Source organism: Acinetobacter seohaensis, from assembly GCF_056431365.1.
In genome coordinates, this window is record NZ_JBWKMK010000005.1 from 37,027 (window position 1) to 59,760 (window position 22,734).

At 42.8% G+C, this 22,734-nt stretch carries 21 protein-coding genes and 2 pseudogenes; 10 read left to right on the plus strand and 13 right to left on the minus strand.

From position 1 onward, the window contains the following. Window positions 1-82 precede the first annotated feature (82 nt). On the plus strand, window positions 83-1,519 hold the full coding sequence (locus tag AC07E5_RS00620) for a hypothetical protein (RefSeq protein WP_180022067.1): 1,437 nt from the start codon (window positions 83-85) through the stop codon (window positions 1,517-1,519). A gap of 103 nt (window positions 1,520-1,622) precedes the next feature. On the opposite strand, the gene AC07E5_RS00625 is transcribed toward AC07E5_RS00620, so the two are convergent. Next, a complete protein-coding gene (locus tag AC07E5_RS00625; protein ID WP_131260992.1) occupies window positions 1,623-2,714 on the minus strand; it encodes a serine hydrolase family protein in 1,092 nt (363 codons plus the stop codon). 213 nt (window positions 2,715-2,927) lie between these two features. Here AC07E5_RS00625 and gacA point away from each other — a divergent pair, with 213 nt between their 5' ends. The 3 genes from gacA to AC07E5_RS00640 all read left to right on the plus strand — a co-directional run bounded on the left by gacA (window position 2,928) and on the right by AC07E5_RS00640 (window position 6,679). Continuing rightward, complete coding sequence (gene gacA / locus AC07E5_RS00630) at window positions 2,928-3,563, plus strand: response regulator transcription factor GacA (RefSeq protein ID WP_004975702.1); 636 nt, start codon at window positions 2,928-2,930, stop codon at window positions 3,561-3,563. Between the two features lie 50 nt (window positions 3,564-3,613). Beyond that, a complete protein-coding gene (locus AC07E5_RS00635; RefSeq protein WP_317097846.1) occupies window positions 3,614-5,176 on the plus strand; it encodes a sensor histidine kinase in 1,563 nt (520 codons plus the stop codon). 69 nt (window positions 5,177-5,245) lie between these two features. Further along, window positions 5,246-6,679 (plus strand): sigma-54-dependent transcriptional regulator, encoded by a 1,434-nt coding sequence (locus AC07E5_RS00640; RefSeq protein WP_498624461.1) that lies wholly within the window; start codon window positions 5,246-5,248, stop codon window positions 6,677-6,679. 49 nt (window positions 6,680-6,728) lie between these two features. On the opposite strand, the gene AC07E5_RS00645 is transcribed toward AC07E5_RS00640, so the two are convergent. The 4 genes from AC07E5_RS00645 to lptF form a co-directional block, all read right to left on the minus strand. Continuing rightward, window positions 6,729-7,892: a S41 family peptidase gene (locus AC07E5_RS00645; protein WP_004975690.1), complete on the minus strand. Its 1,164-nt coding sequence runs from the start codon at window positions 7,890-7,892 to the stop codon at window positions 6,729-6,731. Window positions 7,893-7,916: 24 nt separating this feature from the next. Continuing rightward, window positions 7,917-9,464 carry a 2,3-bisphosphoglycerate-independent phosphoglycerate mutase gene (gene gpmI, locus AC07E5_RS00650; RefSeq protein ID WP_004975686.1) on the minus strand — a complete coding sequence of 516 codons (1,548 nt, stop codon included), beginning with the start codon at window positions 9,462-9,464 and terminating at the stop codon, window positions 7,917-7,919. A 145-nt stretch (window positions 9,465-9,609) separates the two neighbouring features. Then, a complete protein-coding gene (gene lptG, locus AC07E5_RS00655; protein ID WP_004975683.1) occupies window positions 9,610-10,680 on the minus strand; it encodes an LPS export ABC transporter permease LptG in 1,071 nt (356 codons plus the stop codon). A gap of 1 nt (window position 10,681) precedes the next feature. Beyond that, window positions 10,682-11,782, minus strand: coding sequence for an LPS export ABC transporter permease LptF (gene lptF, locus AC07E5_RS00660; protein ID WP_498624462.1), 1,101 nt, complete (start codon window positions 11,780-11,782; stop codon window positions 10,682-10,684). Between the two features lie 158 nt (window positions 11,783-11,940). Between lptF and AC07E5_RS00665 the strand changes: the two genes are divergently transcribed. From AC07E5_RS00665 to AC07E5_RS00680, 4 genes are all read left to right on the plus strand, one after another. Further along, window positions 11,941-13,389, plus strand: coding sequence for a leucyl aminopeptidase (locus AC07E5_RS00665; RefSeq protein ID WP_498624464.1), 1,449 nt, complete (start codon window positions 11,941-11,943; stop codon window positions 13,387-13,389). Next, window positions 13,382-13,789 carry a DNA polymerase III subunit chi gene (locus tag AC07E5_RS00670; RefSeq protein WP_096901966.1) on the plus strand — a complete coding sequence of 136 codons (408 nt, stop codon included), beginning with the start codon at window positions 13,382-13,384 and terminating at the stop codon, window positions 13,787-13,789. The genes AC07E5_RS00665 and AC07E5_RS00670 overlap by 8 nt, the downstream gene beginning before the upstream one ends. Window positions 13,790-13,837: 48 nt before the next feature. Then, window positions 13,838-14,458, plus strand: a complete 621-nt coding sequence (blhA, locus tag AC07E5_RS00675; RefSeq protein ID WP_004975677.1) for a cell division protein BlhA — start codon at window positions 13,838-13,840, stop codon at window positions 14,456-14,458. Window positions 14,459-14,603: 145 nt separating this feature from the next. After that, window positions 14,604-14,822: a hypothetical protein gene (locus tag AC07E5_RS00680; protein WP_096901968.1), complete on the plus strand. Its 219-nt coding sequence runs from the start codon at window positions 14,604-14,606 to the stop codon at window positions 14,820-14,822. A gap of 109 nt (window positions 14,823-14,931) precedes the next feature. Here the strand turns inward: AC07E5_RS00680 and AC07E5_RS00685 are convergent, their stop codons facing one another. The 7 genes from AC07E5_RS00685 to glnK form a co-directional block, all read right to left on the minus strand. Next, entirely contained in the window at window positions 14,932-15,477 is a 546-nt protein-coding gene (locus AC07E5_RS00685) for a VTT domain-containing protein (RefSeq protein WP_004975673.1), read from the minus strand. A 123-nt stretch (window positions 15,478-15,600) separates the two neighbouring features. Beyond that, window positions 15,601-16,260 carry a riboflavin synthase gene (locus tag AC07E5_RS00690; RefSeq protein WP_104852910.1) on the minus strand — a complete coding sequence of 220 codons (660 nt, stop codon included), beginning with the start codon at window positions 16,258-16,260 and terminating at the stop codon, window positions 15,601-15,603. Window positions 16,261-16,294: 34 nt separating this feature from the next. Next, window positions 16,295-17,587: a DNA adenine methylase gene (locus tag AC07E5_RS00695; RefSeq protein WP_317098424.1), complete on the minus strand. Its 1,293-nt coding sequence runs from the start codon at window positions 17,585-17,587 to the stop codon at window positions 16,295-16,297. Continuing rightward, window positions 17,584-18,687, minus strand: coding sequence for a bifunctional diaminohydroxyphosphoribosylaminopyrimidine deaminase/5-amino-6-(5-phosphoribosylamino)uracil reductase RibD (gene ribD, locus AC07E5_RS00700; protein ID WP_498624465.1), 1,104 nt, complete (start codon window positions 18,685-18,687; stop codon window positions 17,584-17,586). Before ribD ends, AC07E5_RS00695 begins: the two co-directional genes overlap by 4 nt. Window positions 18,688-18,723: 36 nt before the next feature. After that, window positions 18,724-19,182 carry a transcriptional regulator NrdR gene (nrdR, locus tag AC07E5_RS00705; RefSeq protein ID WP_096902237.1) on the minus strand — a complete coding sequence of 153 codons (459 nt, stop codon included), beginning with the start codon at window positions 19,180-19,182 and terminating at the stop codon, window positions 18,724-18,726. A gap of 139 nt (window positions 19,183-19,321) precedes the next feature. Beyond that, the gene (locus AC07E5_RS00710; RefSeq protein ID WP_286378737.1) at window positions 19,322-20,728 is read right to left on the minus strand and encodes an ammonium transporter; all 1,407 of its coding nucleotides are present in this window, start codon (window positions 20,726-20,728) and stop codon (window positions 19,322-19,324) included. 62 nt (window positions 20,729-20,790) lie between these two features. Continuing rightward, window positions 20,791-21,129, minus strand: coding sequence for a P-II family nitrogen regulator (glnK, locus tag AC07E5_RS00715; protein WP_004650081.1), 339 nt, complete (start codon window positions 21,127-21,129; stop codon window positions 20,791-20,793). Window positions 21,130-21,405: 276 nt separating this feature from the next. Between glnK and AC07E5_RS00720 the strand changes: the two genes are divergently transcribed. Both AC07E5_RS00720 and AC07E5_RS00725 read left to right on the plus strand, forming a co-directional pair. After that, a complete protein-coding gene (locus AC07E5_RS00720) occupies window positions 21,406-21,633 on the plus strand; it encodes an accessory factor UbiK family protein (RefSeq protein ID WP_498624463.1) in 228 nt (75 codons plus the stop codon). Window positions 21,634-21,705: 72 nt separating this feature from the next. After that, a pseudogene (locus tag AC07E5_RS00725) lies at window positions 21,706-22,545 on the plus strand (YifB family Mg chelatase-like AAA ATPase); the annotation flags it as partial. 78 nt (window positions 22,546-22,623) lie between these two features. On the opposite strand, the pseudogene AC07E5_RS00730 reads toward AC07E5_RS00725, so the two are convergent. Then, a pseudogene (locus AC07E5_RS00730) lies at window positions 22,624-22,734 on the minus strand (IS701 family transposase); the annotation flags it as partial.

Genomic DNA, 22,734 nt, shown 5'->3' on the forward strand with positions numbered 1-22,734 from the left:
TACTGACTAAATAAAAAAGCCCTGCTCTTGCAGGGCTTTTTTTAAATTTAAGAAATTTTTATATAAATATTAGGGGGAAATTATGCTTTTATACCAAACAATTTTTAATGTTGATTCGCAAAGCAAAACTTTAGATGACTTAAAAAATATATGCTGCGACTGGATTCATCAAAGTAAAAATTCTAAAATAAAAATCCATGATCTACAATTTTCTGCGTATGATGACTTTAATTTGTTATCTAACAATCAATCTGAGAAAATCATTACTAATTATGTAGCTTATGACAATACAGAAAGTTTTTACTTTGAATATCAAAAAGATTTACAAAAAGCTGATCATTGGATAACTATTATTTCTGTTGAAAAAACAGGTACTAATTTTAAAATAGGAATAAAGCTAAAAACCATTAGCACAAATCCAAAGCCCAACAATAAGACAATAAAAAAACCGCTAATTATCAGTAGATTAATTGATGATCTAGGTGCCGCATTTGATGGTGAATTTCTAATCGATCAAATTAATTGGTTAGACCACTCATCATATTGGATTGAAACTGTTGCTAAATTTATGCTTGGTGAATTCAATGGACACCTTCCGTGCGTATATCTTAGCCAGCCTCTTAGTTTTAATGAAGAACAAATTGTAGACTTACAAAAAGAATTATTTGGTCTGGCCCATATCTTTATTGAGCCCAAAGAAAACTATGAATTTTTTTCTAATCAATTACGTCAAGCTTCTTTAAGCAAAAATGCATATCAGAGCTCTATAGGTATTTACTGGAAACAAGGAATTAGTAGAAAACTTTTCTTGAAGCCTAATCAAAATAACGAAGAATTAATCGAGGAATTAAAAAAGTTAGTACGAAGTTCCTTGCTAATGCAAAAATTCCCTAAAAATTTGACTCGACACTTTATTCTTGAGAAAAAATTTCGTGCACAAATTGATTTTTTAAAACAAAAAGAGCTTAAAGACCCTAAAGATTATGAAGAGTTAATTAAATTATATGAAGAAGAGATAGATGCTAAAAATAGAAAAATTACAGAATTAGAAAATGCTTCTGTTCAATATGACTATCAAGAATTTCGTATTGCCAACAATCCTGATGAAGACAAAACTTTCATACAAATACCTTTTAATACAGCTGAATATTTCAAAAATGAAATTGAGTACAAAGTCTATAATTTGATTCTAGATCTCAATTTAGAACAACTTGGACTAAACGAAAGAAATAAGGAAATTATTGAAAATTTGAGAGAAAATATAAAAAATCATGAAGCCTATAAAGGCTATTTGGAACATCTTGAACAGCTTAAAACTTGTTTATCAGATTTTAAAGGAGTCACCCCTAGGTTACGTAAAATATTAATTAACTTCAATATTGAATTAAGTGAAGAAGGTAAACATGTAAAAGCTAACTTTAAATTAGACACTAGATATCCACAAACTTTTGCTAAAACTCCAAGTGATGGTCGAGCAGGAAAGAACATCTATAGAGATTTTAAAAAAATAATAACTTAAAAAAAGCCCTGCTCTTGCAGGGCTTTTTATATCTTGCATTCACTTCAGCATTTAAACGTTGAGTAAATCCAAATACTGAAAGAATGAAAAATCTGAAATCTTATTAAATACGTTTTGGTAACTGGCTTGCCCAACTCATTAAGCGAGTTGCATCATTGGTACGTGCTTGTGAAGTATCTGCACCCAAAAGCACCACCACTGCAGGACGGTTATTCAAAGTGGTATGCATCACCACACAACGCCCTGCTTCATTGATATAGCCTGTTTTAGACAGATTAATATTCCAACCACCATTACGTACCAGTGCATTGGTATTGTTAGATTTTAAAACACGATAACCCAAGTTAAAGTCATAGGTTGGCGTGGTTGAGAATTGGCGAATCAAACCATATTGCGAAGCGGTGCTGACCAAAATACCCAAATCACGCGCAGAAGATACATTACGTGGGTCTAAGCCTGTTGCTTCGGTAAAACGGGTAGAATGCATGCCCAATTCACGCGCTTTAGCATTCATTGCGGCTACAAAGGCATTTTTCCCACCTGGATAAGTACGTGCCAACGCTGCTGCTGCAGGATTTTCAGATTTCATTAATGCAAACAGTAACGCTTCGGCACGGTTTAACTTGTCGCCCACACGCAAAGTTGAGCTTGAGTTTTTACCTGCTGCACCTGCAAAATCAATCGATTGCAAAGTGATTTGTTCAGACATATTCAAACGTGCATCAGAAGTCACCACGGCAGTCATCACCTTGGTCACAGATGCAATAGGTAATGCCACATTGGTATTTTTGCTATACAGCACTTCACCTGTTTGCGCATCCATCACCAAAGCCGCACGTGCATTAACTGATGGTTGGTTGCTATAAGCAGAGGTATCTAAAATACGGACTGTTTTAGGCGCAGTGGAAGCAGGTGCAACACCATTGCTACTACGCACTGTAGTGGTAATTTTCGTTGAACCTGGCGGAGTAGGTTCAGCAACATAGCTCTCTGGCGCAGCCTGAGCGCTCGCACTGGTACTTTCCAGATCACCATTTAAGAATTGATCGGCTTGCTCCGAAGACCAACTTAAGGTCGCCTGACCGTCGCTCCCAGAGGAAGGATTGATGACAAGTTCAGCAAAACTGACAGAACTTAGGCTGAACATCATAGATGCGACCAGCACATGCATGAACGACTTCTTAGAATTTTTCACGACTGCTTACTCAACTCAGGGAGGTAAGATACATTTGCGTATTACCTCAAATATGCCTTACATTTAAAAACAACAATGAATCGTTTTTGACACCATATTGTGCAGAACTTTTCATTCTAGATTAAGAATAGCATTGCTAATTTTGTCGTTTCATTGCAAGCTAATTTTGCTTTATGTAACAAAAAAGATGATTTTTTCAAAGGGAGAGTGTAGGTGATCACAGTTTTAGTAGTCGACGATCATGAATTGGTACGTACTGGGATTTGCCGTATGCTCGAAGACCATGCCGATGTGCAGGTGATTGGACAAGCTGAATCGGGTGAAGAAGCGATTACCTTAGTGCGTCAGCATCATCCCAATGTGGTGTTGTTAGATGTGAACATGCCTGGGATTGGAGGCGTAGAAACCACACGTCGTCTATTGCAAACTGCACCAGACACTAAGGTCTTGGCGGTGAGTGGTTTGGCAGAAGAACCCTACCCTTCTTTATTGCTGAAAGCAGGTGCAAAAGGCTATATCACCAAAGGCGCACCTGTCAGTGAAATGGTACGTGCCATTAAAAAAGTCATGCAGGGCGGTAAATACTTCAGTGCCGACATTGCCGAACAACTGGCAAGTTCATACTTATCTGACACACAACAATCGCCTTTTGATAGTCTTTCAGAACGTGAAATGCAAGTGGCGATGATGGTGGTGAATTGTATTAGCGCACAGGAAATTGCCGATAAGTTGTTTGTCAGTGTAAAAACCGTAAATACCTATCGTTACCGTATTTTTGAAAAATTAAATATTGATAGTGATGTCAAACTGACTCACCTTGCCATTCGTTATGGACTGATTAAACCCTAAACGTTCAATAATTTTCAACGCTGTTGATGCACAAATAAGACCTTTACGATATGCCAGATTTAAAACAATATTCTGAGTTAAATCAGTATCATCTTGGCATGTGGTATGGTACTTACCGACTGCTGATTGCCTTTTGCTTGCTGCTGATTACCCTGCTCACCTTTCAGCAGCTTGGCACACAATATCAGCACCCGGGTTTATATCTGTATACCTTGGTCTGCTATTTTATTTTTAGCTGCCTACAACTGATCAGCTATAAATACATTCCCTTTAAAAGCACGCAACAACTGACCCTGTTTTTTGCAGTCGATATTATCGCGCTCAGTAGCCTGACTTTTGCCAGCGATGGCCCTAATTTATATTTAAGTCTGCTGTTTGCGATCACGATTTTTGCAGCATCACTCTTGCTGCAAAAGCGTAAAGCCTTAGCCATTACCCTCATCGCGATGATTATGGTGATTTACCAACACTTTGTTGGGAGTTTGCTGGACTTTTCATCGCTAAATAATATTGGTCAAAGTGCGCTATTGGCATTTTTATTTTGGGTGGTTTATGGCAGTGGACGTATTGCAGTACGGCGTTTCCAAATTTTAGAAAATCTAAACTTTTCACAGTCGTTGGAATTAAACCGCCTACAAAATATTAACCGTTATATTTTAGAACAAACCGAAATGGGCTATTTGGTTTTAGATGAAAATTGCCATGTCGTCCTCAGTAACCCTGCAGCCTGTCATCTGTTGGGGATTCATCCTAAATATGCGCACGCGACCTATCCATTGTATAAAATTCAGCCCGATTTATTTGATCTGTTCAAATTTGATCAATTGCAAGATGGAGAAAAATTTCAATTCGAGTCACAACTGAGTCATTTCCATGTGCATATTCAGGTGCAAAAACTCAAAGTGCCACATCAAACGCTGACTTTATTGGCGCTGCAGGATGGACGTAAAATCAATCAGCAAGTCCAGCAACTCAAATTAGCCGCCTTAGGACAACTCTCTGCCAGTATTGCGCACGAAATTCGTAACCCTTTGGCAGCCATTGTACAAGCCAACAATTTATTTACAGGCAGTGATGCTATACAACAGCAATTGCTGTCCGACATGATCAGCAAACAAGCGACACGGATTGATAAAATTATTCATGACACGCTGAGCATGGTCAAAAATAAGCAAACCACGCCTGTCGCGATTCAGCTCAATCAATTTTTGCCGCAATTCATTCAGGAAGATTTACCTGATGCAGCGAGTCAAATTCAACTTACACTGACCGAACCACTGAGCATCCAGTTTGATGAATCGCAGTTTCGCCAAGTGCTGATTAACCTGATTCGTAACGCCATTCGGCACAATACTGCACAACAACCTATTGAGATTACGGCCTATCCGCAAGCAACTTATATTTATATTGATGTGCGGGATTTTGGTGCAGGTGTCGCCAGTCAAGATCTCCTCTATCTGTTCCAGCCATTTTTCAGTACCGAAATCAATGGAACTGGTTTAGGATTGTATCTATCGCATAGTTTTTGCGAGGCGAATCAAGCCAAGCTGAGCTATGTAGAACAAGAACAAGGCGCATGTTTCAGGATGAAATGTCTACGTGCCATTGAATAAACGCGATTGATATTGGATCAATCTTGTTGCTGTGGTTTTGATTTAATTTTGTGTGGTTTTGGGGAAAATATGCACGCTGTTCAACCTTTGGTTTTATTGGTCGATGACGAAGAAGACCTTTGTACCCTCATGCAGATGACTTTGGCACGTATGGGGATTCAAACCCATGTCGCGTATCGTTTAGTGCAAGCCAAGCAGTTATTGGCAGAACATCAGTACGATGCTTGCTTAACCGACTTAAACCTGCCCGATGGCAATGGCTTGCAACTGGTTGAATGGATTTCCGAACAATATCCGAATGTGCCTGTTGCCGTATTGACCGCTTACGGCAATATGGATATTGCGATTGCTGCTTTAAAAGCAGGTGCATTTGACTTTGTCAGCAAGCCTGTCAATCAAATACATTTACAGCAACTCCTTGAAAAAGCACTGAATAAACCTTTCGACACCACCGATCATCACAGCCAAGATCAGCTTGAATATAAAATGTTGATTGGGCAGTCTTTGCCTATTCAACAATTGCGCAGCACCATCAAAAAAATTGCGCGCTCGCAAGCGCCTGTAATTATTACAGGCGAATCGGGTACGGGGAAAGAAGTTGTCGCCAATTTGGTTCACCGTTTAAGTAACCGCAACGAAGGACCATTTATTGCAATTAACTGTGGTGCAATCCCCACCGAACTCATGGAAAGCGAGCTATTTGGACACAAAAAAGGTAGCTTTACAGGAGCGACTCAAGACAAACAAGGTCTGATTCAATCTGCACATGGTGGCAGCTTATTTTTAGATGAAATTGCCGAACTGCCACTGAGCATGCAAGTCAAACTGCTGCGTGCCGTTCAGGAAAAGCGCATCCGTCCTGTGGGTTCAGATAGTGAAATTGATGTCGATTTTCGTGTGATCAGCGCCAGTCATCAGGACTTAGAAAGTTTGGTTCAGCAAGGACGTTTCCGTCAGGATTTATTCTTCCGTATTCACGTGATGGATTTGGTCTTGCCTGCCTTGCGTGAACGTGGACAAGATATTCTGTTATTGGCAGACCACTTCATTCAAAAAGTTGCACAAGAATGGGACATTCCTGCCAAACAACTGACACCTCGTGCCCAGCAATTTTTATTAGAACAGTACTATCCGGGTAATGTGCGTGAGTTACGCAATATTATTGAACGTGCCATTACCCTGAGTGATGATGATGTTATTGATCTCAAACACTTACAAACCGCACCCTTGCGCCAATTCAGTATGAGCAATACAGCAACCACTGAATCACAACCTACAGCAGAAACACCACAGCAGATCGTGACAGATGTATTGCTGACAGGACGCAAACTGCCTGAAGAAGGTTTAGAAGCCTACTTGGAAAAAGTAGAAAAAGACATTTTACTGAATGCGCTGCACCTGACCCACTGGAACCGTACGTTGGCAGCAAAAAAATTGGGCATGTCTTTCCGTTCTTTGCGCTATCGTCTGAAAAAGTTTGGATTAGATACTGAAGATGAGTAAACGCTAAACAATGAAGACTGTCTAAAAATACGTGTTACTCAGATGAGACTTAACGGCGGCTCAGCAGTAAATCTGCCACATGCTCAAGATAAGCCTCTTCTTTCATTTCAGGACTTTGAATATATTGCTGATTCGGCTGAATCCCAACCCCTTCAATCATTTGCTCGCGTGGGGTGTAATAATGCGAAACCGTCATTTGTAAGGCAGCACCATCGCTAAGTGGGAACAGTTTTTGCACCACCCCCTTGCCATAACTTTTTTCGCCCATCACCCAAGCGCGTGAATGGTCTTTTAAAGCACCGGTAAAGACTTCTGCCGCAGATGCAGAGCGATGATTAATCAGTACTCCGACTTTTAAATTTTGAAATTCAAAGCTAGGTAACGCCTGAAATTGTTGATCGCCTTCAGAACGACTTTTGGTCGATACAATCACACCCTGATTTAAAAATAAATCGGCAGATTCCACCGCAGCAGACAGTAAGCCTCCTGGGTTATTACGCAGATCAATCAATACGGCTTTTAAGCGTGGCGTGCTATGTTCTTCAATTAAGCGTTTAATTTCATTGGCGGTGTCTTGCTGAAACACACGTACTTTTAACAACAAGACCTGATTAGAAAGCATCTGCGCCTGAATATCGGTTTCTACTTTTTTGTTGCGTACCAACATAATTTCAGGCTGATTGGCTGCACGTTGTACGCTTACAGTCGATCCCACTGAGCCTGTGAGCAGGTTATTGACCTGATCTGCACTCAGCTTTTTCAGTTCTTGGTTATCAATTTTAAATAGGCTGTCGCCATTCTTCAGCCCTTGTTTAGCCGAGTCGGCATTGGCACTTAAATTTTGAATGACCCAATGTTGCTGGGCAGCGTCATAGCGCAAAGTAAAATCAACCGAGGCCAAGTCGCCTTCGGTATATTGTAAAAGTTGTTTATATTCTTCAGCAGTTAAATAGCGTGAATAACGGTCTAAACCGCTCACCAAGCCACGAATGGCTTGCTGAAACAAGGCATCATCACTTTTTTCAGTCACATAGTTGTCTTTGACAATGCCATAGATTTGTACAAATTCCTGTATCGACTCTACAGGCACATCGACATAGTCCTGTTGTAGTGTAGGGCCATCTAACTCCCAATCTGGCGCAGCCCAAACACTCGAATGACTGGCACACAACACGCTTGCCAACACAACCGCATAAATTTTGTGAGCCGTCATTCCATCATCTACCTGTATCGAGGGTTATGCCTGTAAGCGAATTAAGTTGCGACCTTGCATATCTGCTGGCACTGGCAATTGCATCAAATTCAATAAAGTTGGTGCAACATCTGCCAACACACCACCTTCCAAAATGGTGGCCTGAGTTGGGCCTACATAAATGAATGGCACCAATTCAGTGGTGTGCTGAGTATGTACCTGACCACTGTCATAGTCTTGCATTTGCTCGACGTTACCATGATCAGCTGTAATAATCATGTGACCTTGTTTCGCCATCACCGCTTCATAGACACGACCCAAACAGGTATCTACTGCTTCCACTGCTTTGACAGCTGCATCAAACACACCAGTATGACCGACCATATCGCCATTGGCATAGTTCACTACCAACAAATCATATTCACCTGAATTAATGGCTGCAACCAGTTCATCAGTCACTTCATAAGCGCTCATTTCAGGTTTTAAGTCGTAGGTTGCTACGTTTGGCGATGGAATCAGGATACGTTTTTCACCCGGATATTCATCTTCACGACCACCACTAAAGAAGAACGTCACGTGTGCGTATTTTTCAGTTTCAGCAATACGCAATTGTGTTTTGCCCAAGTCTGATAAATATTCACCAATCGAGTTTTTCAAATCTTCTGGCATGTACGCCACTGGCGCAGCAATGCTGGCTTGATAACGGGTCAGCATCACAAATTTAGATAATTGCGGCACAACTTTACGTTCAAAACCAGCAAAATCCTGTTCCACAAAGGCTTTGGTCAATTCACGTGCACGGTCAGCACGGAAGTTCATAAACACCACGCTGTCGCCATCTTGAATTTTGGCAATTTCACCAATACGGGTGGCTTTAACAAACTCGTCGCTTTCATCTGCCGCATAAGCCGCTGCCAAGCCTTCAACCGCAGTTGCCGCAGTGCGTACTGCCTCACCTTCGGTAAGTAGACGATAGGCTTGTTCTACACGATCCCAACGGTTGTCACGATCCATCGCATAGTAGCGACCAATCAGGCTGGCAATACGACCTTGATTTGGATATTGTGCAAATAATGCGTCCAGTTTTTCCAAAGAAGGCTGCGCGCTTTTTGGTGGCGTATCACGGCCATCTAAAAAGGCATGTAGATAAACTTTTGCACCACGTTTTAATGCCAATTCTGCCATCGCCACGATATGATCTTCATGCGAATGCACACCGCCTTCAGACAATAAACCAAGCAGATGCACTGCACCGTTGGCTGCTTTGGCTTTTTCTACCGCATCGACCAACACTTCATGTTCAAAGAAAGCGCCTGTACGAATGTCTTTGGTAATACGGGTAAAGTCTTGGTACAACACACGTCCTGCACCCAAGTTCATGTGACCAACTTCAGAGTTACCCATTTGACCATCTGGCAAGCCCACATCTTCACCTGAACCAGAGATCAAACCATGCGGATGCTTTTCCTGCATAGCAGTCAAATTTGGTCGTTTCGCTGCTAAAAACGCGTTGTCTTCGACCGCTTCGCGATGACCCACACCATCCATAATCACCAATACGTGAGGGATTTTGCCAGCAGTTGCATCCGCCATAATCAATACTCTTTTTCGTCTACAAATTAATCATGCTATCTTAACGAATTTTGCGTCAAGACTCTATGTTCAGAAGATGGTTTCCGCCACTGATTCAGATAGGTTTACCCAATCATACGGAAAAAGCAGCAGCATCGGCCCGCACTTAACGCGCACGATGCAGTAAGTAACCGCCGATGACAAACATCAGAATAATAGGAATAAATACGAACCACGCAGGCGATGGTGCATAGACCAAGCTGGCATAGCCCAAGAAATCCTGTAAATAAAAGAAGGTTAAGCCGACAAATAAAGCAATCACCAAACGGAAACCCATAGATTGCTGACGTAACGGCCCAAAAATAAAGGAGCAAGCAATCACCACCAAAGCAATCAGCGCAAAGGGTGCACCAAGTTTTTGCCAGAACGCCAGTTGATAGGTTTTGGGTACTTGGCTGTATTCATGCATATAACTCATGAAACTGACCAATTGACTTGGGGATAAATCTTCAGGGTCGATGGTGACCATGTGCACATATTTCGGTTGCAATGCTAAAGCCAAAGCCTGTTCGCTGTTTTTAGCTAAAGTCGCGTTGCCCGCCTGCAAAATATCCATCTGTTCAGTTTGATTGAGCAACCAACTACCGTCTTTAACAAACTGTCCCTGATCTGCAGACAATGTACCACGCAAGCGATAATTATCATCAAAATCGACCACTTGTACATTTTTGAGCTGCCCTTGGGCATTGGCGTAGTCAATATAAATAAAACGATTGCCTTCGCGCGACCAATAGCCACGAACTTCACCCAGCTCAGCGACGCTACGGTGACTTTTAACACTTTTGGCTTGTTCATTGGTGTATGGAATCACCCATTCACTGAGCACAAAAGACAGCAGTACCAATACCATGGCGGAACGAATCACCCATCCCACAATACGCCACAGGCTAATCCCTGCAGAACGCATCACAATCAATTCGCTGTTGGATGCCAACGTACCCAAGCCTAACACTGCGCCAATCAAGGCAGAAATCGGCAAAATTTCATAGAGATAATTTGGCGCACCCCACAATACATACAGCAATGCCTGCCATGCACTATAGTTTTCATTGAGTGAACCCAATTCGCCTAAATAGGTAAACAACACCTGCAAACCAGACAAAATTGCCGTTGCACCAAACATAGCCAGTGCAGTGGTCTTGGTGACGTGTTTTGCAACTATACGACGTGCCAACATCTTAAGACCTCACTCGCTGAATTTGCTGCTTAATTTTAGGTGCTAGTTTTTGTTTACGTGAGAACAAGGCTGCCGCAATCGCATAAGCCAACAACACCAACGGATAAGCAAGCATACCCATTTCTTGTTTGCTGATACGGGTTTTAACCGCCATGAGCGCCACAATCAAACTGGCGAAAATTAACAAGGCAGGAAACAGTTTTAAATAACGCCCCTGACGCGGACTAACTTCTGACAATGCCACGGCTAAAAACAACGCCACCACAATCGCAAAAGGCACAAAAATACGCCATCCCAGTTCACTTGCGACCACAGGGTCTGCACGGTTTTTCCAAAGTTGCGAGGTGGTTAAGGCTTCTACTTCGGCACTTTCAAATTTGGCTTCTTTATCATTTTCTAAACGTAAACGATAACTTTGGAATTCTGCCTGTGAATATTTGGCTGTGCCCGGAAATATTTCATAACGACGCCCTTCGACCAAATCCACCACATTGGCAGGATCATTTTCCAACTCTACCCGTGTCGCTTCTTTTGCCAGAATCATGACATCAGGACGACCTGCTTTTTCTGCACGTTGATAAAAGAAAATATCTTTCAGGTTTTTACGATCTTCGGACAGATCGCCTGCGTAAATGGTATATGGCCCTGAAGAAATAAATTCTTTGGGTCGCACCAAATCAAAACCTGTGCGTACTGCCTGACTGGTGGTCAATGCTTCAAACTGACGCAGTCCCCACGGTGATGCCCACAGCATTAAGAAACCTTGAACGATTAGAAATACCAAGGTCATTGGCACCAATAAACGTGCCAGTTGATGCCGACTCACACCACTACTATTGAGCACCGCCATTTCATGGTCGACATATAAACGACCAAATACCAACATCAAACCAATAAAGAAACCCAAAGGTAAGATCAGCGTCAAAAATTCAGGCAAGCGATAGCCAATGATGCTGAATAAAATACTCGCATCCAAACGCCCTTGTGCCGCCACGCCAAAATACTTGATCAAGCGACCACCCATCATGATCAAAGTCAGTAAGGCAATCACAACCAAGGATGTCGACACAACTTGCTTGACCAAATAACGCCGAATAATCAAATTATTTCTTCCAAAATGTGAGGGAATCCAATTCGCGTTAGTTTACCTGAATGTTGAAAATATAAAACCTATCGCCTTGTTATACATTGAAACTCGACGCATAAAAATGTTTCAATGGTTGCATAGTTTGCACATTTAGATAGGCATAAAATCCAGTGATTAAATTTAGCTTAAGTCCCTCATTCCAAGAACACAGCGCGAGTGAATCTTTGTCAATTTTAGTGGCTGCAGAACAGGTGCCACAGGCAACTGCTGCTTATCAAATCAAGGATTTAGACAGCATTATTCAAGCGACACAATTTAAAGCAGGCTTTAATGAAAGTTTAAGTTTGGTGGCTAGCGTTGTTGAATGCGCCAATAGCAACCTGATCGGTTTGGGTAAAACCGAAGAATTACCAGCCGCAAAGCTGGCAAAAATTGCACAAAGCATTATCAAATCTTCACAAAAAAAATTTAAACAGATCAGCATTGACTTGTCTGCCCTGCCTAGCGAGCTGCATTATGTATTTGCACTCAGCCTGACCCAAGCAGCCTATGCTTTTGATGAATACAAAAGCAAAAAGAATGAATTTAACCTTGAACAGATTAACTTAATTGCCAAAGAAAGCTCACTCACTGCTAATCAGTTGCAGTTAATTGAAGCCGTGCAATCAGGGCAAAACATGGCGCGTAACTTGGGTAACCGTCCGGGCAACATTTGCTTCCCTGAATATTTGGCAGAACAGGCTCAGGCCTTGGCGGCAGAGTTTCCAGACTTGCTCAAAGTCACCATTTTAGATGAAGCACAAATGGCGGAACTAGGCATGGGTGCGTTCCTTGCAGTCAGTCAGGGTTCAGACCGTCCTGGGCGCATTATTAGCCTCGAATATCAAGCACAGCGTGATGAAGCACCTGTGGTATTGGTCGGTAAAGGCATCACCTTTGATACAGGCGGCATTTCACTCAAACCCGGCTTAGGGATGGATGAAATGAAATTTGATATGTGTGGTTCTGCTTCAGTTTTAGGCACCATGCGCGCGCTGTGTGAAGCACGTTTACCTATCCATGTGGTCGGCACGATTGCCGCTGCAGAAAATATGCCGTCAGGCAAAGCCACTCGCCCGGGTGATATTGTGACCAGTATGAGCGGCCAAACCATCGAAATTTTAAATACCGATGCCGAAGGTCGTTTGGTGCTGTGCGATACCCTAACCTATGTGAAACGCTTCAACCCTGCTTTGGTGATTGATATTGCGACTTTAACAGGCGCTTGCGTGGTTGCACTCGGTTCGGTACTGACAGGCATGTTTACCCCAGATGATGAGCTTGCGGCGGAATTAGATGCTGCGGGACTCACCGCATTTGACCGTGTATGGCGTATGCCCGTGATTGACGATTACCAAGAACAACTGGATTCACCATTTGCCGATATTGGCAATATTGGTGGTCCTAAAGCAGGTTCAGTTACCGCAGCGTGCTTCTTGCAACGCTTTACTCGTGACTACCGCTGGGCACACTTAGATATTGCAGGCACTGCATGGAATTCAGGCAGCAATAAAGGCGCAACAGGTCGTCCTGTACCGTTATTGATGCAGTTCCTCGCACAACGTGCAAGCAATAATGGCTAAAGTTAGCTTTTATTTGTTTGAAAAAAGTCCTGAACGGCAAGTGGAAAGCACTTGCCGTTTATGCCGCAAAATTTTGCGGCAGCAGGCACGCATTTGGCTGCATTGCCCTGATCCAGAGTTACAGCAAATATTGGATGAGCGTCTGTGGAGTTTTGATGCCAGCAGTTTTATTCCGCATGGCATTAACCAAACACAGGCCAGCGTATGTATTTCTGCCGAATTACCGCAGCAATCGGACTGGATTATGTTTAATTTTAACAGTCAGGCACTTGAAGCCTATGCAAAATTTAGTCACATTATTGAGATTATTGAAAATCACGAAGCAGCTAAAGTGCTTGGACGTGAAAAATTTAAACAATATCGACGTTTGGGCATAGAACCACAGACGTTTAAGCTTTAATTTTAAAACGTTTTTTTAAAAATACTGCTCAAAATAAGGAGAGATGCGGTGACTTTAAATGTCGGCTCAGATTTTAAACAGCGCTGGTTAACCGCGCCTCAGGCTGTGCGCCAGACATTTATGGATGATCTGCATCGAATTTGTGAGGTCTTGCAACCTGAAACGCAATTACACAACTGGATTGCAGAAGATCAGCGCGCTCAGCAACAATCACAGGAAAAAATTGAACAAGCCTATGCTGACCTGAAAGCACGTTTGATTGAAGAAGCACGGCAACGTCGCCAATTGGCACTCGAACTCAAATTAGAACAGCAACGTGCAGAACAAGCCGCTTATGCTGCACAGCTACAGCAAGATGAAGCGCAACGCTTTGCAGAACAAACTCAAGCACTTGAGTTGATGCGTCAAAGTCTGGATCAGGAAATTTCAAACTATACTGCACGTTATGAGCAAAATCCTGAATTACCTGCAGTGACTTTTAATCAAGCCGCAACTGCGGTAAGTGATGATCAAATTGTTTCTGAACTTGAAAGTGTACGTTTGCGTTTAGAGCTAGAAGCCGAAACTCAAATTGAGCAGGCGGTAACGATCTTTCGTGCGCGACTACATGCTGCAGCCCAAGAAGAAATTGACTATATCTTAAAAAATTCAAATTTTTCTAAAGAATAATTTTACTTTTTATCCCCAATTAGCCCAAAGTCTTAAACCCAATGTCATCAAAATGAAATAATTTTGTCACATGATAATCATCCAGAAAAAGTTGAATTCTCAACTTTTATCTCCTTTAAATGACTTTTGTAATCATGGGTTTCAAATGGATATCTTGACGAAAATTTCAGGCAAAATCGACCATCTTAATGCGGGCGAACAGTGGAGTATTCGTGCTCAGGATTTATGGATCAGTCGTGCAGATTTCCAATCATTAAGCATGTACTTGTCTAAAGAAGCGGAAAAGGGGGAGTTTTCAATTCAAAGTAACGATACTTTTAGCCCGCGCTTGGGTGGCACAGAGTTAATTGTCACCAAACACTAAAACTGAACCAGATCAAAAGTCCACACGGTGGGCTTTTTTTGTGGCCATCAATCCACTTTTTTAGTTATCGCGGTGGATTTAGAATAAGAAAATAGAAAAAATGAGGAATTTAAATCCAATCACCCAACCAAGACAAAATATTACCCAAGCCATAACCTATTGCCATTAAAGAAAAAATCCATACGGCAGCACCCACCACATTATAAAAACTAAAGGTCGCCAAAGGCATGTGCCCTGACCCTGCAGCAAATGGTGCAAATGAACGAACAAACGGTATAAAACGCGCCATTAAAATAGTTTTGCCACCATGTTTCATAAAATAATGGTTGGTTTTGACAATATATTCAGGTTTGAAATAACGTGAATGTTGATGAAAATACTTCACCCCTAGAATTCGTCCAGTGTAATAGTTGACGCTATATCCCAAGACTGCCGCGACAAAAAGTAAAATCCCCATATAGTGCAAATGCACCACATCGGTGGTGGAACACAAGGCACCAATTGCGATCAGCAAACTATCGCCTGGTAAAAAGAACATGAACACAGAACCTGTTTCTGCAAAAATAATCAGAAACAAAATGGCATAGATCCACAGACCATAATTATCGAGTAATAATGGCAGCCAGTGTTCCAAATTCATTAAAAAATCAATCATCTACATTAAACCAAAGGGGTGTTTATGATGAAAAAAACATCTTTATCTTTTTAATTATCCCTAAAAACAAAAAAACAGTCTAATTTTTCAATCAGACTGTTTAAATTTCATTCGGCTCTGTGCTTATTTTAAAAAGCCATTTTCAGCCAAGAATTCCATGCTAATTTTAGATTGCTGCGTAGTTTCTGCAGCTTTATCACCCAAGAGCAAACGCTCAATATAACGCGCCAAGACATCCACTTCTAAATTGACCTTGCTGCCAACTTTCCATGTGCCAATATTGGTACGCTCTGCCGTGTGTGGAATTAAATTCAGACTGATAACACTGCCGCGTAAATGGTTAATGGTCAGGCTGATGCCATCGACGGTCACCGAACCTTTTTCTGCCAAATATTTGGCAATTTCTGCAGGTGCAGTCACTTCATAGTAAATTGAACGTGCATCTTCACGTACCAGCGTAATTTCACCGACTGCATCAACATGGCCACTTACGATATGTCCACCAAAACGTGTGGTCGGCAACATGGCTTTTTCGACATTGACAGGCTGACCCACTTTCCATGTCCCTAAAGTGGTACGGTTCAAACTTTCACGGGAAACATCTGCGGCATACCAATTGTCGCCCCATTCAATCACAGTCAGGCAAATACCATTGGTGGCGATTGAATCGCCCAAATGCACATCCGACATATCCAAATCGGTCTGAATACGCAAACGTACATCACCGCCCACACTTTGCAGGCTTTCTACTTTACCTAAACTTTCAATAATGCCTGTAAACATAATCTTCTCTCTCATTCACTGAGGATTTGTGGATTTACCACAACGCCAATTGGGTACTCACGCCTGAGGTATCTACACCACCCAATTCTGCAAAGTGGTAGAGTTGTCCTAATAACTGGCGAATAGGTGGGCCGGACTTGGCATGCGTATCAGTAATCACAATAAATTCTAGTACGCGCGCCCGCTCGGACTGGCGCTGTTTACTCACGCGATAACGGGGAACATCTTGGGTCAATAACGTCACTCGACCGCGTTTTAAATTGGCTTGTAACAAGTCTGTGGCACTAATATTACCATCAGTAGAATAACTGGTTAGAATAAAACGTGCATTAATGGTGTCCAATAAGGTTTCATACGCCTCTTTGGCATGTTTGGATGAGTTGTATGGACTTGGACGTTCTTTGCGCCATGCACGGTCAATACCACTTTTAAAGCCTTTGGTGTCTGGGGTTGGTAAGTCGACCTGATCCCATAAGGTTAAGGCATTTAAAACATGATAGTTGCTGCTATAAGCATGTTGATTATACGGTGGGTCTAAATAAGCCACATCCACCTCAAAACCATTCATTTGATTAGCAAGATGCTGTGCATCGACACACCACATTTCTGCAGCAGGTTTATTGGCTTCGCCAATGTCACAAAAACGGCTTGGCGTGAGCCACAATAACGATTCAATTCGTTCGAGCGCAGTTTGAGTTTTGCCGCCCCAGCCATGGTGGAAGCTTTTAAACACTCCACTAGTATTACTGACAAAACTGGCAGAATACAGCAACGGTGCCAATAATGCTGACATTTCGACATCATCAATGGCGCCCTGCGCTTGCCACGTGGCAATTTGTTGACGAATCGCATCTATGCGCATGCCGTTTCGACGTTTAAAGAACAAACGGTCACGACTTGGGTCATAAATCTCATCATTGCGCGGACACAAATTATGCGTCACCCAGCCTTTGACTTCAGGCAAACGGTTCAAATAATCAATGGCTTTTTGATAGCCGCCTAATTCTTTAAACGCAGGTGCTTCAGTGCAGGCCAAAATCGCATGGTTTAAGGCATGGCTGTACGGTTCCCAATCATTGGCAATCACTCGATAACCATTTTGGCGCGCCAAACGTGATACCACTCCTGAACCTGCAAAAAAATCGGCAAAAATTGGCGCACGACCATTTTTAGGATGCAGCGTTCCTGTCTGTTCAAGTGCTTCTAAAATCAGATGCAGTAAACGGCGTTTATTGCCCAAATAAGGCACTAACTGATGGAATAAGTATTCATCAGTGGTGCGTGCCGCATGGCGACGTTTGTGATAAACCGTTGACTCTGAACTCATAGTGTCTCTTGAGAAGGAATTAACCTAAGGCGCACGTCATCACCCAATTGAGTGACATCGCAAAGTTTAAATCGAAGTTGCTCTGCCATCTGTTCAAATTCTGCATTAAACATGGCACGAGCCGAGCGCCCTAACAATGTAGGTGCCACATAGCTGATCACTTCATCGACCCAACCTTCCTGTAAGAAAGCGGTCGATAAGGTTGCTCCCGCTTCAACCAATACATCATAAATTTGATGTTGCTGTACCAATTGGGCAAGTAAGGTGGCTAAAGGTTGCGGTTCCAATTGTAACACGCCCAAAGCAGCCAACTCTGCACGATACGGTCCCATCACCATCACCGTTTCAGGCTGCTGCAAAATTTGTGCGCTCAAAGGCAAACGACCTTGGCGATCTAAAATAATCCGTTTGGGTTGTACTACGCTGTGGATGTCATCTACACCCTCTAAGTGGCGTACATTAAGCAGACAGTCATCGGCCAGTAACGTGTCGATCCCCGTTAATACTGCAGCAGAAATTGCCCGCCAATGCTGCACATCGGCACGTGCAGCCGTGCCTGTGATCCATTTGGATTCACCCGAAGCCATTGCCGTGCGACCATCCAAACTTGAAGCTACTTTTAAACGCACATAGGGCATGCCCGTAGCCATGGCTTTTAAAAAGCCTAAATTTAACTGACGCGCTTCAGCTTCTGCCACGCCCACGCTAACCTGAATACCTGCATCCTGTAAAATCTGAACGCCTTTACCTGCCACCAATGGATTCGGGTCTGGACAAGCCACAACCACTTTAGCCACGCCTGCATCGACCAAGGCTTTGGCACATGGTGGTGTGCGCCCATAGTGTGCACAAGGTTCCAAAGTCACATAAGCAGTTGCACCCTGCGCTTGTTCAGCGGCCTGACGCAAAGCAAAGACTTCGGCATGTGGCTGTCCTGCACGAGGATGGAAACCTTCGCTCAATAATTGGGCATCTTTAACAATAACGCAGCCCACGTTCGGATTTGGCTTAGTGCTGTATTGCCCCAAACGTGCCAGTTCAATGGCACGACGCATCCAAAAAAGATCATCGGGTTGCGCGTCAGTATTGAGTTCAATCATGGATGGTTGCTGTGGAATAGATGATGGCATTGCGCTTTATTGCTCACGCGACTGCATTTGTTCAATTTGGCGACGGAATGCTTCGACATCCTGAAAGTCTTGATACACCGAGGCAAAACGTACATAAGCAACATGATCCAATGCAAATAAAGCCTGCATAACAACCTCACCAATGGTACGTGATTTCACATCACGCTCTCCCAAACGGCGAATTTGTAATTGGATGTCGCTGAGTACCGTTTCAATTTGCTCTTGGGTCACGGGACGTTTTTGCAAAGCATGCATTAACGAACGACGTAACTTGGCTTCATCGAAAGGCTCACTTTTACCATCGGATTTAATCACCCGTGGCATAACCACTTCATAACTTTCAAAGGTGGTAAAGCGTTCACCACAGCCAATACACTCACGACGTCGGCGAATTTGGCAGCCTTCTGCCGCCAAACGTGAGTCAATCACTTTACTGTCTGCAGTGTTGCAAAATGGACAATGCATAGCGGTTTAATTGCACAAATTTGAATGAAAATGCAGTGTAGCAAAAATTCCAAACTTTGTAGAGTTTTACGCAACATATAGAAAAAAAACAGCCCCGAAGGGCTGTTTTACACAATATATTGATTATGTACTGTCTAGATTATTCTACACGTTCACCATGTTGGCTTAAGTCGAGTCCCATACGCTCATCTTCTGCAGCCACACGAATACCAATGGTTAGATCAATTACTTTTAAGATGATGAAAGTCAGTACAGCAGAGTAAGCAATGGTCGCTAACACACCTTCAACTTGCACCCAAAGTTGGCTCATCAAGTTGCTTGGTGCAGCATCGCCCATAATAAACTCGCTGGCAAAGAAGGCTGTTAAAATTGCACCAACAATACCACCTACACCATGTAGTCCAAAGGCATCTAGAGAGTCATCAGCTTTCAGGGCGCGTTTTAAGGCAGTAATCCCCCAGAAACAGACCACACCACCAATTAAACCCATCGCTAATGCACCACCAACAGTCACAAAACCTGCTGCTGGAGTAATCACCACCAAACCTGCTACAGCACCCGATGCAGCACCTAATACAGAACCTTTACCACGTACCAGTTTTTCTGCTACAAGCCATGCAATTGCTGCGGCTGCGGCTGCCACTTGAGTCACAACTAAGGCATAACCCGCTGCACCATTGGCACCTAAAGCAGAACCACCGTTGAAACCAAACCAGCCCACCCAGAGTAAACTTGCACCCAGTACAGTCAAAGTCAGGTTGTGCGGAGCCATAGATTCACGGCCCAAGCCCATACGTTTGCCCAACATGTATGCAGCAACTAAACCTGCAACACCCGAGTTAATATGAACAACAGTACCACCAGCAAAGTCGAGAGCACCATCATTGCCTAACCAACCACCACCCCATACCCAGTGGGTAATTGGTGCGTAGACCACGACCACCCAAATCGCGATAAAGGCAACAAAGGCACCAAACTTCATTCGTTCTGCAATTGAACCACTGATAATTGCCACAGTAATGATGGCAAAGGTCATTTGAAATATCACAAATAGAATTTCAGGAATACTGCCGCTTAAAGCCTCTGTACCAATGCCTGCCAGCATGACTTTGTCTAGGCCACCAATAAAGGCATTACCTTCACTAAAAGCCAAACTATAGCCCACTGCCACCCAGGCAATACTGACCACGGCTGCTGCTACAAAGCTATAAGCCATAGTATTGAGTACATTTTTCTTACGCACCATACCGCCATAAAACAGTGCCAAACCTGGAATGGTCATGAGCAGTACCAAAGCGGTAGAAACTAAAATCCAAGCCGTATCGCCTGTATCTAAAACAGCTTCTGGTGGTGCAGATATGCTGTTTTCTGTAGTGGATGTTGCAGGTGCTGCAATATCTGTAGTTGTTTCGATAGGAGATGTTTCGACAGTGGTTACTGCCACATCTGAAGTTGGAGTGGTGGCTGTTGCGGCTTCTTCAGCCCAAGCAACAGAACCACCGAGGAGTGCGCCTGATAGACTCAGCGCAAGTAGCATTTTTTTCATTTGTGTCCCCCGACCTTTGTTTTTGTGAGTTATTAGGTACTCAGCAAACTTCATGCCATCTTTTAAACAGCATCCGCACCCGTTTCACCTGTACGAATACGGATGACTTGTTCGAGGTTAGTCACAAAGATTTTGCCATCACCAATCTTGCCTGTACTAGCAACACGAGTGATTGACTCAATCACCGAATCGACCATTTCATCGCTAATTGCGATTTCGATTTTAACTTTAGGTAAGAAGTCAACGACGTACTCGGCGCCACGATAAAGTTCGGTATGACCTTTTTGGCGACCGAAGCCTTTGACTTCTGTTACGGTGATCCCTTGAACACCAATTTCAGATAATGCTTCACGCACATCATCTAATTTAAAGGGTTTTACAATTGCAGTTACGAGCTTCATGTGTGTTTTCCTTCGGCTTAATTCACCAGTAAGGTTTTATGTTCAAATTCCATGCCAAAGTTCTAAGGTCGGGGGAAATTAGAAACCGTGACATGAGTTTTCTTTATACCTTATTTTATACATTTATATGGTTTTGATCTTCAAAAAATAGACATATTTACTAGAAGATTTACGATTTTACTCATCGAATAAATCCATATTTCGTCTGAAATGCTATAGTCTATTCAAGACCAGTGCTACACTGCCTCCATTTTCTCCATCTTTGTGGAAACAACAATGATTGAAACTTTATTACAAGCCATTTTGGAACAAGTTGAACAACCTAAAAAAGATTTAGAACATAATTTACGTGCTTTGCTCAATGAGGCGGTCACCAAAATGGATTTGGTCTCGCAAGATGAGCTAGACCGCCAACGTACTGCGCTCAATAATGCCAACTTACGTTTAAATGAATTGTTAAAACAGGTTGAAGTACTAGAACAGAAAATCCAACTCAAAAAATAAGCACCAATTGAGTGCTTAAGTACAAAAACCAAACATTATAAAAATAACGCACCAAAACGGATCATAATAAAAATGTCTTTTGCCAAAGTGTATACGCGGGGGCTGCTCGGCTTGCACGCCCCTGCAATTGAAGTTGAAGTCCATCTAAGTCAAGGTTTACCTTCTTTAACCATTGTCGGTCTAGCCGAAGCTGCCGTACGTGAAAGTAAAGATCGGGTACGCTCTGCCATTATTAATAGTGGTTTTCAATTTCCGACCAAACGTCTGACCATTAATTTAGCGCCTGCCGACTTGCCCAAAGATGGGTCGCGTTTAGACTTAGCCATCGCCTTAGGTATTTTAATTGCATCGGGACAATTGCCCAAACAGAGCACTGACGGTTTAGAATTTATTGGAGAATTGGCTTTAGATGGTCAATTACGCCCCACCACAGGCACACTCAGTATTGCGATTGCCTGCCAACAGGCACAGCATTGTTTGGTTTTACCTGAACAAAATGCACAAGAAGCTGCTCAATTGCCAGACTTTGAAGTCTTTGCCGCCACACATTTAAAACAAGTTTGCGAACATTTGGCACAAAGCCAGCTTTTAGATAAAGTCATCGCGACTGCACAGCCACAGCTATCACACTCCTCATTTGATTTAGTCGATGTGAAAGGACAATTACGCCCACGACGCGCTTTGGAAATTGCAGCCGCAGGTGGACATTCATTGCTATTCAAAGGCCCACCCGGTACCGGTAAAACCTTATTGGCATCCCGACTTTCCAGTATTTTACCGCCCTTAAATATGCAAGAAAATTTAGAAGTTGCCAGTATCTACTCCGTGGCGAACAGCCCGCATACTTTTGGACAGCGTCCTTTCCGTGCGCCGCATCATACCGCTTCTGCTGTGGCATTGGTCGGTGGAGGCTGTCAGTTCCACAAATAAATCAGAGTTTACACAAATAAACTAGAGCAAGAGTGAAAAGTATATAGGACTTACGCACTATTATTTAAAGATTCTCTGTGGTAGCAGATGATTTTTATCGAGAATAAAGTCATCAATGAAGTTTTTGATAACTGGTCTAAATAATTTCTTCTGCCAACGATATACATTTTC

What these genes read in the sequence shown, in the direction of transcription:
- AC07E5_RS00670 (WP_096901966.1), top strand. Translation starts at nt 13,382, where the DNA reads ATGGCTAAAGTTAGCTTTTATTTGTTTGAAAAAAGTCCTGAACGGCAA.
- AC07E5_RS00720 (WP_498624463.1), top strand. Translation starts at nt 21,406, where the DNA reads ATGATTGAAACTTTATTACAAGCCATTTTGGAACAAGTTGAACAACCT.
- AC07E5_RS00685 (WP_004975673.1), bottom strand. Translation starts at nt 15,477, where the DNA reads ATGATTGATTTTTTAATGAATTTGGAACACTGGCTGCCATTATTACTC.
- AC07E5_RS00710 (WP_286378737.1), bottom strand. Translation starts at nt 20,728, where the DNA reads ATGAAAAAAATGCTACTTGCGCTGAGTCTATCAGGCGCACTCCTCGGT.
- AC07E5_RS00635 (WP_317097846.1), top strand. Translation starts at nt 3,614, where the DNA reads ATGCCAGATTTAAAACAATATTCTGAGTTAAATCAGTATCATCTTGGC.
- ribD (WP_498624465.1), bottom strand. Translation starts at nt 18,687, where the DNA reads ATGATTGAACTCAATACTGACGCGCAACCCGATGATCTTTTTTGGATG.
- glnK (WP_004650081.1), bottom strand. Translation starts at nt 21,129, where the DNA reads ATGAAGCTCGTAACTGCAATTGTAAAACCCTTTAAATTAGATGATGTG.
- gpmI (WP_004975686.1), bottom strand. Translation starts at nt 9,464, where the DNA reads ATGGCGGATGCAACTGCTGGCAAAATCCCTCACGTATTGGTGATTATG.
- nrdR (WP_096902237.1), bottom strand. Translation starts at nt 19,182, where the DNA reads ATGCATTGTCCATTTTGCAACACTGCAGACAGTAAAGTGATTGACTCA.
- AC07E5_RS00620 (WP_180022067.1), top strand. Translation starts at nt 83, where the DNA reads ATGCTTTTATACCAAACAATTTTTAATGTTGATTCGCAAAGCAAAACT.
- AC07E5_RS00695 (WP_317098424.1), bottom strand. Translation starts at nt 17,587, where the DNA reads ATGAGTTCAGAGTCAACGGTTTATCACAAACGTCGCCATGCGGCACGC.
- AC07E5_RS00680 (WP_096901968.1), top strand. Translation starts at nt 14,604, where the DNA reads ATGGATATCTTGACGAAAATTTCAGGCAAAATCGACCATCTTAATGCG.
- lptG (WP_004975683.1), bottom strand. Translation starts at nt 10,680, where the DNA reads ATGTTGGCACGTCGTATAGTTGCAAAACACGTCACCAAGACCACTGCA.
- AC07E5_RS00690 (WP_104852910.1), bottom strand. Translation starts at nt 16,260, where the DNA reads ATGTTTACAGGCATTATTGAAAGTTTAGGTAAAGTAGAAAGCCTGCAA.
- AC07E5_RS00640 (WP_498624461.1), top strand. Translation starts at nt 5,246, where the DNA reads ATGCACGCTGTTCAACCTTTGGTTTTATTGGTCGATGACGAAGAAGAC.
- AC07E5_RS00645 (WP_004975690.1), bottom strand. Translation starts at nt 7,892, where the DNA reads ATGACGGCTCACAAAATTTATGCGGTTGTGTTGGCAAGCGTGTTGTGT.